This window comes from Arthrobacter sp. MYb221, from assembly GCF_002979835.1.
GTDB lineage: Bacteria > Actinomycetota > Actinomycetes > Actinomycetales > Micrococcaceae > Glutamicibacter.
This window is the reverse complement of the sequence record NZ_PCPW01000011.1, coordinates 134,653-147,140: the sequence shown is the minus strand read 5'-3', so window position 1 is coordinate 147,140 and position 12,488 is coordinate 134,653. Positions and strand designations below refer to the sequence as shown.

Below are 12,488 nucleotides of genomic sequence, written 5' to 3'. Positions count from 1 at the left end.
ATTTTCCCTGTTCAGGTCACCTTTTCATCTTTTAAGTCAGTTAATGACTACCGGCCTTCATGAAATACCCGGGCTAGTCTCTTTCTATCAATTGACTAGGGGTCTTACACAATCCATCTGACAGGCTCTTGGGTGGCTCTGAAAGACAATAACGTCATCTCGACGTGGCGGCTCTGAATCGCAATATCGGTGGCTCTCAAAGAGTCAAATATTCAAGCGAAGGGAACATAGGAAGATTTCGGTCGCTTGCGAGGGTTACGATCCACGTGGCCGACGCCGGACAGCAAGCGGCCTATCGTAGCAATAGACGGAATCTTCCCACCAGGAAATTGATCTTCATTGATAGTTGCTTCGTAATGAATGGTTTTGGGACCGTAGTCCCAACCATCCTTTTTGAGTTTCTGGCGGATCTTCACCAGCTCGTTGATCACTTCTGGACCGTATTTCCTGGCTGGCTCTCTCGGTGCTCTGGATTGGGGATGGAGTGCTGCAGCCGATTCGTTGATTGCCCTTTGTCGAAGTCGATAGAAAATACTCCGGGAGATTTTCTGAGTCTTGCAGAATTCGCTGATGCTCAGAGCATCTGGTTGTGTGGGGTCGAAGTTGATGATCATGGATCGTACGCGCGGTGGAAGGGCACTTATCATGTTCCCGACAGTGCCAGAAAGCGGTCATGTTTTGTCCACGAACTGTTGAGACATGGTGTCCACGAAGCCATGAGTTCGTATGTCCGCAAAGTGCCAAATCGCGCTAGTGGGTACTTCTGTTCTGACGACTTGGTACCGCTGTTCTGAAGACATACAAAGTATTGAGGTTCAGTGTCCACGAAGCCATGAGTTTCGGTGTCCACGAAGTAACGAGATTTTACACTGCTTAGCCGGACTATCGGTACCATCAAGCCATATTTGGCAAGCTGAGGTGGTGGTGCGTCCGGTTTGGTCCACGATTTGCACGGTGACAGCGCCGGATGCAGTGCGGATCTTGCGGATGAATCGGGAACCCATGGTGCATGGTACCGGGAACCTATTTATTAGTAAGTATTTTGGACAAGACGTGAAAACATAACATCAGGTCATGAACCTATTGAGGTTTTCAATCACAAACCGTGGAACGAAGCATATGTTCGCCTTCGCAAGATCAAATGCCGAATGGGACTCGATCCAGTTCACAGCTTAGTCCCCAGGAACCTTCCTGAGCCTGCCGTTCACCGGGTAATCAAAAACTTCTGGCCATGCCAGTTTAACAAGATGATCAAACACGCTTGCGTTAGCCCGGTTTTCCCGTGTAACGCTCAAGAACAACCGCAATATCGAACGCGAATTAATAACAGTGTAAGTATCGTGGGCGACATCGCTTTCGATCATAACGGAGTTCAACCACGCAGCCATTCGATGTTCCCAGTAGTAGAGGTCATACGGGTCATACCCCTCAACACCAGACCATTCACTGATGTTCATCCACTCTTGGAATGCTTCTACAACTTCAGGCTGAGCGTCTGCTTTACTCCGCCGAACTAGAACGTTCGCCATCTGCTGCGCATCAAGCTCAGGTAGATCTTTATTACCTGAGCCGCGGTAGAAAGATCGACCAATCTCATAGAGATTAGAGCGGACATGCACACGGTCGGCAGGTAGCTTCTTTCGGTACGTCGCCGACAAAACACGACCATGAGCACGATCGCAATTGTGGACAAAGATGTTGGCTAGATCGCGATCTACATCGGCGCTTTCAATGGTCAGCTCCGTGTGGTTCAAACCAAAACCATGAACCAAATCTCTAGCAACATCCATGTCAGCTTGCGACGACTGGGCCGTAGCAAGATAGGGGCGAGCATAAGTGAAGAACTCAACACGGTCAATCAGCGGCCTGCATAGCGCCATGGTGACACGGCTGTCGAGGCCTGCAGTAAGCGATACTAGCAACGGCGACTTTTCAGCCAGGGCACGAAGCTGGTTCTGCAACAGAGGCAACAGTTTTTCCGCAGCACAAGCTGGGCTCAACGGTTCAGTTATAGCATCTGGGCCGATACGTCGAATCTCGCCCGACTGAATATTCAATTCGGTGTTGGGCGTAAGGAGGTACACGTCTTCCCACTCCGTGTAATGTCCGGGGAACGTGAAAGCGCCCGATGTTCCCATCCACTTATTGAGTCGGAATTTGGACGACCGCCGGTGGTCACGAATGTCAGCAGCGAGACGAGCATGGGAAGCGACGACACCGGGCAATGCGTAGAAAGCTGAGCGCATGGCCGTTGCATCCGTTTGGATAAACAAACCTTCGACACCGGAATCAATAACGACATATCGTCCGGCCACATCGTCAAGTTCACGTAGGTACTCGGTACGAGACTTCTCTCTGGCAGCTAGTAGGTGTGCAGCTAAACCCGCCAAATCTGGCGTTGCCTCATGGACGCTTAGGGCGCGCCCGATGATGATGACATCACAGGATGGCGAAGAAGATATCGCGACTGGCTGACGACGGTCCCAATGGAGGTAAACACCACGTATCTGTTCCTCTGCCCAATGTGAACCGAGGTCAAGTTTCGTACTTATAACTGTGAGTGCGTATCCGCGAGCGTAAAGAAGATGACGATCACGAGGGATCACCTCAATTTCGTGTTCTAAAACCGGAGCAAAATAGCGATTCAACGTGCTGTTCTCGTTCAATGTTTCCCCCTGTGTTCGTCTATCGAGGCAATACTCCCACATTCGCTCGACTAGGCGAAAAATCTATCCCAAGCACGACTCAGAACTTTTAGTAGATGCCATTGCCTGAAATGGCTTACGGAAGCTGTCATCATTCAGGGAATCATTACCATTGGCGTGATCATCGGTGCGGGCTATCCCGCCTATTTCGTATTCAAACCAAATCTCGCAGAGATCGGCAAAGACGCGAAGGAAGCCCGTGTGCAATAAAGAAGTCTCATACGACAAACCTGCGAGAAGAACAGGATCAACGGCACAGCGCGACCATGGACCTGCTCAAAGAACTCGGCCGGGACGTGCGGGCTCCTTGTACTTCCTTAGTCAATTGCGTCGAGCCGCTCGGTACCCACGCCGTACTCGATGGCGACGGATTTGATGGGTTTGCACGAGTTGATGACTTCGCGGCACAGTTCATCTTTGTATTCTTGGCTGAACCTGCGTCGTATTGATGACGCTTTCGGTGCCTCCTTATTCCGATATAGTCCATCATTTCATGGGGCGCCGCCGTCTGAAATATCCAGAAAAGCCCAAAACTATCAACAATATCTCGTTGTCAAATAAATTTAGAACTCACAGTCTGAAATGCTAGGTTTAATTTCATTATCAAAACGAATCATTCTAATTAAAATATCGACTTAATTCGAAATCTTCAATTTTATTAAAGATCAAAGGCTCTTGAAATGTAATAATTCATCGTCTCTGGCAATGGTGGCTTATGTCCGTCGCGGTAGAGGGTCAAATCAAACTTTATATTGTCATTACGATAATTACCTTTAGAGAAATCAAGGCCCAGTGATTTAGCAAATGGAATGCAATGATTTAGTATATGGAATTTGTCTCCAGTGTTTTGGATAAACCAAACTTTATTTCGAACTTCACTTGACCCGTAGAGCGCACCCAAGTCAAAGCGAGTTACATTTGATAATAATCCCTGTTTCAAATCAGACCATGTTGAGAAAGCGGAAGACAATAGTCGAGTCCGATGACCCTGGTAGTAACCTTCAACACTCGTTTGTGGGGAAAACGGAAGAGCTACAGATCTTTCAATACAAAACGAGGTTGCCAAAGCGGCATAACCTCCCCCGCTGCTTCCAGTCAGGACGATCTTTTCTGCTGCGAGGTGTCTTGCAAACTCTCGTACAAGAGTAGTGATCATCTCGTGACCATTATCGACTTCATCGCCTACATACCATGCAAGTCCCAACTCATTGTGAGTTTGCAAAGATGGATCCGAAATAAATAGTACCGATCCGTCAAATCGTTTTACGCTATTTTTGAACTCAAAACGCGGCAGGGTGTACTTCTCACGATCCAATGCGCCGTGAAACACGACGAGAAGCTTCTTAGAATCACGACGAACGAGTAGAGCGTCCAAATGCAATCTCTTTGCATGACTGCCGTCTGGGACTATCCGAAACTGTTGTTCAAATTCACCGCCTGTATTGGCAAATGGCGATTTTTCAGTCGAAAGTACATCCTGCCATTCAAGATACGTGCAGTCTACGTAATGAATTGTATCCGTACCGGCAAGGTCATTTCGTGTGTTTACGAATTTATTGTCCTTTACCCAGAAACTTTCGTCGAAAGTTGAAATCTGGCCAGATAATGCGTTCTTTGATTCCATTCCAAAATCTCTTCCTAGTTCTTCTCTCCGCTACGTTCTAACACCGTCAGCCGGCTGATATTTGCATCCACCACCTGATAATTAGGGAATGACGAAGTCCAATTTAGAACCGTATCTTGCTCACTTTCCCTATGTGTGTCGTCTAGAACGATAACCGCATCGTCATTAAGCCTTGCCGTCATAACATACATGGCTGGGCGCCGCGCATTGGTACCAGTTGATTCTGGTGGTCCGTCTATAAATAGCAGGTCAACTTCTTCGAGGTCGTCTAATTCAGCGAGCGAGTACCATGAATAGTTCTCGCCCTTAACTTGAATTTTCTCCAAAGGTGCTAAACGAAGCTCGACCATATCGCTAAATCCATGTCGATCGACTTCAGTCCGTGTTCGTGACAAGTACTCTTCGAGATGATCAAACGAAATAATGCGCGTACCGAACTTCTTACAGATGTACGCCATCCATATTGTTGAAGTACCGCCGCCGAACTCTACGATCACCTTTGGCTGCACACGTTCTAACACATCAATTAAGTGCAACAGAGCCTGTGCATCTAACGCATACCCACCTGTCGGCGGAACCAAAGGATTAACTTCAGCCATTCGTGGTGCCAACTTAACGAGTGCTTCCATTTGTCTCGTGCTGTCACGGACAGTTTCAGTGATATGCCTGCGCAATTGTCGTCGATTATGGAGGCTGTTTCGTGAATACTCTTCGGCAAGCTTCGCGGTCGTTTCCTCACTCAGGTTAACGTTCTGAGTTTGTTCGCCGAGACGCCCAAATTCAGCAACTAGCTCCTGAACACGAGCATTAAAAGTTTCCTTAAGCTGTTGGAGATCTGATTCGATATCCTCGGAACGCGTATCTAGCGAACTAACCAGTTGTTTAGAATCAAGCTGCTGTTTCTGCAGTTCGATTTTATCAGACAGAGATCGTAGCTCAGTACTTGCAATGGACCACTTGTCAGCCTGCTCAACCTGATGCTTGTGCAGAGTCTCGCCAATAGATGCGTTTCCAGCCGTCACGTATTTTTCTAAGTTGGTGGATTGGTTCGTGAGCGACACTTCATGTTCGTCGCGTATTGACAGCAGAAGACCATTGATTTTCTCGATTTCTGTCTGAATTGAAACAGAGACCAAGTCAAATGAATCACCTGATTCAGTACGGAGACGTTCCACCAGCCCAATTAGACGACGTTCCATTCGTTCGACTCGTACACGCACATTAGTTAGCTCAGGATTGACACGGAGCTTATTTACGATTCTGCGTTCCAAGAGATTAATAACGTCGTGATTCTGAATGCCAACTTCATTCGATGCACGAATTAATTCCAAAATTTCATAATTTTTCTCACGGAAATCTTTGGCGTCCCCTTGGTACGCATTACTTAACTTACGGACGCGAGTCTCAATGTCATTCAATTGAACTTTATAACCACTGATCTTTTTAGCAGAATCACACAGTTGTGAAATCCCGGATTTCACGTCCCGATCATACTCAGCCTGGGAGGTATGAAGAGATTTGAAATTCGTACGTGCCTCTTCACGAGTTGCGCGCGATTGCTTTTCTATCTCTTTTACTTGACGATTCGCAATTTGGTCAACTCCTTCGAGGCGTCGAAGTATTTCGCGGTGACTTTTTCCGGAGAAGTTCAAGAGTTCTCCAGTTCGGTTATCAATTTTCAATATTTTAGTTGTCAACCGGTCAGTTTCGTTCTTGATCTGGATGAGTTTACTAAACGTCAAGCCACCCATGGTTGCAACTACTAGGACTACCAGGAGGATCGTAATCCTACTTATCGACGACATGCCGATTAATTCAAACACTATGCCAGCAATAGCCAATACTGCAGCTAACACTAACAATAATTTAAATTTATTTGAAAAAATTTTAATCAATGTGGTTCCTTTCCTACACCAAAGTCAAAAGGCTGCGAAAGTGTTCTTCTAAATCGTTCCCGCCTGCGAACATTTGAGTCAACGTGTCTCTAGCACTTCTGGCCTGCACTTGATATGATTCTTGGCTTCGCCAGTAATGTTCAAGCAGTTGAGCCACGCCCTCGGGATTAGTATAAAGTGCAGTGTCACCATGCGCATCACGGAATTTTTCTGGGAGGATGACTACCTTCCCAGCAGCAGCAGCTTCAAATGCTTCTCTACAAAGATTTTCGTCCGAATCTTCGCTCGGGAAGTAAACGAAGAAATCGATCGCCCTCATATAGTCCACCGGATGAATCTCCCCTTCTCGGAATGAAACCCAGTTATCTGCATAATAATTCTCATTGAGGTTTCTCAGCGCTCCACGAGCGTCACCTAAAATCCAGACTTCAGCAGAATCGTCAGTTGGCCACAATTGCTGAATTGTTTCTTTCATCGGCCAGTGCGAGTAAATGTTCTGGCAGCTACGTCCTAGAATCGGTATTTTCCGAGGACTGTTAATACCTAAGTTATTCTTTCCACTCCAAGATTCCAGATCGAGCACCAATGGCCATGCTCTTGGCAGTACCGAGACTCCACCACCTTCAGCCTCGCCTACCGCCTGTGACATGCTGTTTAAGAATGACCACTCTACATCAGCGGAAAAATATTCCTGCGTGTTTCGCGTGCAGTCGTCATATAAATATCGAATGACTTCACCGTTGATATCAGAAGGGAGATCAAACGGAGCCATTATAATCTTTCCAACCCGAAGGTTAGATTCCTGCGTAGTCGGGAATTGCATGATGGAAGGATCATGGAAGACTAGGTTCGCAATATTAACTTCTTGGTCGGAGGTGACCTGCGCTATTGTCCCATTATTGATCAGTTGTTGTATCTGCAAGTTCGGCTTCGTAGAAGTACGGGCGTTCGAGTTTGGAGATTCCATCTGCATCATACCGACATGAAGACCTCTGGCAACAAGGAATTTCACTTCGTCTACAGCTGTTCGTTGCCATCCATGTGACATACGCCAGTCAGCAGCAAAGACGATATCCAGCTCGTTTGGTGCGGGCTTAGTGATTTGGAAACGATGTGGGATCGGTAGCGGTACCTTCGGTTCGTCTCTCACAGACAGACTTGATGCCGGGGTATTCGAGTGCCAATACAGGGCTGCGTTCCAGAAAGCACGACGCGATTGATGAGACCAACCTGAAGAGAAATCTCCACGAGACAGCGAATTGGGCATTAGACGAATGATATAGAGCGCGTCGTGGATTACGCCTACATCTCTTTGAGAATAAAATTCTACGCGCTGCCTAAATTCACTATCAGCTGCCTTACGTGCATCTAAGTAACCGCCAACCTCACGTGCAAGATGGAGTGGAGTCATAAAACTAACTTCGCATTTTCGTGTTGGACTAAGGCCAGGCATAATCCGACTTAATTTTTCATCCGTGCGAACCGCCGAGGTCATCACACCAGCAGCTTCTGGGTCCTCGAGCAAGTATTTAACTTGAGATTCTAGTCGTTCAGGATGAGACCAATCGTCAGAATCTTGTCCGGTTACGAATTCTCCCGTCGCGACTTCCAAACCAACATTGCGCGCGCGGTACGTTCCTCCATTCTCCGTCAGTAACACGAGTTTAACGCGGGCATCCTCTTCAGCTAGTTTTTCTAAGAGCTTGTTTGCACGGTTCGGGCTTGCGTCGTCAATAATGATTAGCTCAAGATTCCTCCAGGTCTGATTCAAAATTGATCGTGCTGCCGCTATAAAAGCTTCCGGTTCGGGGTCGTAGCTGGTCATGATGACTGAAACAAGCGGACCGTCAGTTATTTGATTCAGATCGTTGGCTGCCGTCAAACGGTCGAATGGGTTCTTAGCGTCTCCAAACAACGCAACCGGCATTCTACCATAAGATTCGAATATCTTATTAAATCCATGCTGCCAGTGCGTATACTCGCAGTTCTCTGAACCTAAGAACGGGTTATGCACATCCACTTCAAGATACCCGTCTTGAACTTCTTTCAGTTCCGGGTTTGCATTCAGATACGCCACCGCTTCGGAATATGAAGCTGATTCGAAGATCAACTCGAATTCGAGTTGCCGGTACTTCTGGAACAGTTTCGTTCGAGGTAAATTTTCATTTGCCGCATGAATGAATTTTCGACCGTTTGCCCGATCTTCGGTATTGATATTCTGCAAGGCCACGATCCGCCCCAAGGACGCAAGAACTGCAAAGTCGATTTCACCATTTGCGAGGTCATCAAGATTTGCAGAAAGTTCGTCGTAGGTAGTTCCTCGTCCAACTACGGTGGTGGCCAAAACGTCGCGATACTTTATTGATTTGGTAAGAAGCGCGTGTTCTTCGACTTGAGGCATTTTTCGACGGATACGGCCCGCGTATGATTCCAGCAGCTCATAATAATTAGCGTTCAACTTCGGCACAACTTTCATCCATGCTTAATTCTCTCTAGTCGTAGTTTAGTAGATGATGGTCAAAGTCACTGTCGTCGCAACAAGTGCTCAGCAACTAACTTTCGACTAGTTAGTATTCATGTGCGAAACTACACGGTTCGCACTAACGACTTTTAGGACGAACAGGCATTATCGGCATTCATTGTTATTGTTCGTCAGTACCAATTCTGCCTAGAAACATCGACATAGCGGACGTAAAAGTGGAAACTTTGAAATCAAGGCATCGACTGATGTAGGGGCATCAGATTTTTAAGCGGTTTAAAACAACCAAGTCACGTCGCGAGAAATCATAGAGTTTTCTACTAGGTAAGCAAACTAACGATACGAATCACACAAATTTAATTCCTCCGTTTCAATTGCTCGACGGAATAATTTCCTGTCTGACAGTATTGATCTAGCTGCTATTGTTTCCCGACCAGATTGAAGCGTGTCGGATTCTCAAAATAAGTTTCGATTATCCCCACTTCTCTGTAGCGCACAAGAAGGATATGACACCTCTAGTCTGTGCCATACCCTTCTTGGAATTTTATACGAATTACAATTTAATAGAACTCGTCCTGAGTCTAGCTACGAATGTCTTACTCAGCCAGATTGATCTCGCGCGCAACACTTGCACCAATCGCTGCACCAACAACATCCAGGACACCGTGCGGCAGCGCCGAATCAATGTTGATCACCGCGACGGCCTCGGCGCGCTCCTCGTCGCGCGACACCTGCATGCCAGCAATGTTGATGCCCTGCTCCCCCAGCACGTTACCTAGCGAGCCCACAACGCCCGGACGATCCGAGTAGCGCACAACGATCATGTGATCCGAGATCGGGATTTCGATTTCGTGGCCGTTGATTCCAACAAGCTTCTCAATCTGCTTTGGACCGGTCAAAGTACCGGCGACCGCTAACTGCGTGCCCTCATTGGTTGCGCCCTTGATGGTCAGCTGGTTGCGGTACTCAGGTGAGTCAGGGGTGGTGACCAAACGGGTGGCCACGCCGCGCTGCTCGGCAAGCACCGGAGCGTTGACGTAGGAGACCTGATCCGAAACGACATCCATGAAGACGCCCTTCAGCGCGGAAAGCTCCAAGGCCTTCACGTCCAGGGAAGCGATTTCGCCGGCGACCACAACATCGATGCTGGTCAGCGAGCCCGAGGTCAGGGCATTGAAGATGCGGCCCAGCTTCTCGATCAGCGGAATGCCCGGGCGCACGTTTTCGTCGATAACGCCGCCGGCAACGTTCACTGCATCCGGGACCAGCTCGCCGGCAAGCGCCAAGCGAACCGACTTGGCAACGGACACACCAGCCTTCTCCTGGGCTTCATCGGTGGATGCGCCCAGGTGCGGGGTAACAGTCACGTTCTCGAACTCGAAGAATGGCAGGTCGGTGCTTGGCTCCTTGACGAAGACGTCAAGGCCGGCACCGGCAATCTCTTCATTCTTCAGTGCTTCATACAGCGCATCCTGGTCAACGAGGCCACCACGTGCCACGTTGATGACGTAGGCGCTCTTCTTCATCTTGCCGAAGGCTTCCTTGCCCAGCATGCCCAGCGTCTCTGGAGTCTTCGGCATGTGGATGGTCACGAAGTCCGCCTGGGCCAGCAATTCATCAAGGGTCACCAAGGTGACACCAAGCTGGGAGGCGCGAGCCGGGGTGACATAAGGGTCATAGGCAATGACATCCATGCCGAAGCCCTGCAGGCGTGCTGCGACGAGGGCGCCGATACGGCCCAGCCCGATGATGCCGGCCTTCTTTTCGAACAGCTCGACACCGGTGAAGGAGCTGCGCTTCCATTCACCGTTCTTCAGCGAGGCATTCGCGGCAGGAATGCGGCGAGCCAGCGAAACGATGTGGCCCACGGTCAGTTCCGCCGCCGAGATGATGTTGGAAGTCGGGGCGTTGACCACCATGACGCCAGCCTGAGTGGCGGACTTGATATCTACGTTGTCCAGTCCTACGCCGGCACGGGCGATAATCTTCAGGTTCTTGGCCGCGGCGATTGCCTCGGCGTCCACCTGGGTGGCCGAACGGACGAGAATTGCATCTACGTCGGCGATGGCTTCGAGCAGCTGGGAGCGGTCTGCTCCGTCTGTCTGACGAATTTCAAAGTCGGGACCGAGCGCAGCGACAGTTGCTGGGGATAGTTGTTCGGCCAGAAGTACGATTGGCTTGTTGTCAGACACGGGTGTGGCACCTTTGCGATTTCATTGGGCTGATGCTTGCATGTGGGCGATCGTTGATGATCGCCAACATGTTCCACCCTATCGCCGGACAGTCCTAGAATCCGTTGAATTGACGCATATTACGCGGCTTCAGGGCGACTTTGTGAAAACTTTCACTTGATCGATACACTGGTGCTTGAATGTGCCTGCGCTCATTCCACTGCCCGATTCTGCCAGCCTTTCCAAGAGCACCAGCAGCGCTCCAGAGATCCTTTCTTGTCGCGTGCAGAGCCTTCCCCCGGGGCGGGATGACCACCACCTAGGGAAGCACTCCGGCCCTCGGCACCGACCAGCGGTCCGCGGCTACTCCGCTTCGATAATCATTCCCGCGGCCACGGTATTGTTGGTAATTTCATCGATCAGGATGAATCCACCGGTGATCCGGTTCTTTTGGTACGCATCAGCCAATAGGGGCTGCGTAGTGCGCATGTTGATCCGGCCGATCTCGTTCAGTTGCAGCACATCAGCTCCCTCGTCGCGGTGCAAGGTGTTGATATTCAACCCATACCGCAGCTCCTTGATCAGCGCTCTGGCGGTCTTCGTGGTGTGCTTGATCGCAAGCTTCTGCCCGACGTGCATGGGCTTTTCGCTCATCCAGCAGATCATGGCCTCGAAATTCTGCGCCACCTTCGGCTGGTTATTGGGACGAACGATCATATCCCCGCGGGATATATCGAGTTCATCATCCAGCCGGATGGTCACCGACATCGGCGGGTAGGCTTCGGACACCGGGCCGTCGGCGGTGCGGACCTCCTTGATGGTGGAGGGCAGGCCGCTGGGCAGCACCACCACGTGGTCTCCGGCCTTCAGCACGCCGCTGGCCACCTGGCCGGCGTAACCGCGGTAGTCGTGGTAATCATTGTTGTGCGGGCGAATCACATACTGCACCGGGAAGCGCACATCCACCATGTTCAGGTCGCTGGCGATCTGCACGTTTTCCAGGTGGTGCATCAGCGAAGCGCCCTGGTACCACGGCATGTTTTCCGAGCGGGTCACCAAATTGTCGCCGGTCAATGCGGACACCGGAATCACCTGGATATCGGTAATGTTCAGCCGTGCCGCGTAGTTGGTGAATTCGCTGCGGATCTGCTCAAACACCTCTTCTGACCAATCGACCAGATCCATCTTGTTCACCGCGACCACCAGATGCGGCACATTGAGCAATGAAACCAAGAAGGCATGGCGCCGGGACTGCTCCACCAGCCCCTTGCGGGCGTCCACCAGAATGATCGATAGATCCGAGGTGGAGGCGCCGGTGACCATATTGCGGGTGTATTGGATATGCCCCGGGGTATCGGCCACGATGAATTTGCGCTTGGGCGTCGCAAAGTAGCGGTACGCCACATCGATGGTGATGCCCTGCTCACGCTCGGCGCGCAGGCCATCGGTCAACAGCGCCAGATCGGTGTAGTCCGTGCCGCGCTCCTGGCTGGTTTTCTCCACCGAGGCCAGCTGATCGGTGAAAATGGCCTTGGAATCGAAGAGCAGCCGGCCAATCAAGGTGCTCTTTCCGTCGTCGACCGAGCCTGCGGTGGCAATGCGTAACAAGTCCAT

General features: G+C 50.0%; 6 protein-coding genes and 1 pseudogene. All 7 read right to left on the bottom strand.

The features are described 5' to 3' along the window. Nucleotides 1-215: 215 nt before the first annotated feature. A pseudogene (locus CQ015_RS13900) lies at nt 216-647 on the bottom strand (IS481 family transposase); the annotation flags it as partial. Between the two features lie 525 nt (nt 648-1,172). After that, on the bottom strand, nt 1,173-2,666 hold the full coding sequence (locus CQ015_RS13895) for a hypothetical protein (protein ID WP_146114068.1): 1,494 nt from the start codon (nt 2,664-2,666) through the stop codon (nt 1,173-1,175). A 697-nt stretch (nt 2,667-3,363) separates the two neighbouring features. Next, nucleotides 3,364-4,329 carry a hypothetical protein gene (locus tag CQ015_RS18785; RefSeq protein ID WP_146114067.1) on the bottom strand — a complete coding sequence of 322 codons (966 nt, stop codon included), beginning with the start codon at nt 4,327-4,329 and terminating at the stop codon, nt 3,364-3,366. Nucleotides 4,330-4,343: 14 nt separating this feature from the next. Further along, nucleotides 4,344-6,224, bottom strand: a complete 1,881-nt coding sequence (locus CQ015_RS13890; protein ID WP_105650404.1) for a class I SAM-dependent methyltransferase — start codon at nt 6,222-6,224, stop codon at nt 4,344-4,346. Nucleotides 6,225-6,237: 13 nt separating this feature from the next. After that, on the bottom strand, nt 6,238-8,700 hold the full coding sequence (locus tag CQ015_RS13885; protein WP_105650403.1) for a glycosyltransferase: 2,463 nt from the start codon (nt 8,698-8,700) through the stop codon (nt 6,238-6,240). Nucleotides 8,701-9,299: 599 nt separating this feature from the next. Further along, a complete protein-coding gene (gene serA / locus CQ015_RS13880) occupies nt 9,300-10,895 on the bottom strand; it encodes a phosphoglycerate dehydrogenase (protein ID WP_105650402.1) in 1,596 nt (531 codons plus the stop codon). 342 nt (nt 10,896-11,237) lie between these two features. After that, nucleotides 11,238-12,488, bottom strand: a complete 1,251-nt coding sequence (gene cysN / locus CQ015_RS13875; RefSeq protein WP_105650401.1) for a sulfate adenylyltransferase subunit CysN — start codon at nt 12,486-12,488, stop codon at nt 11,238-11,240.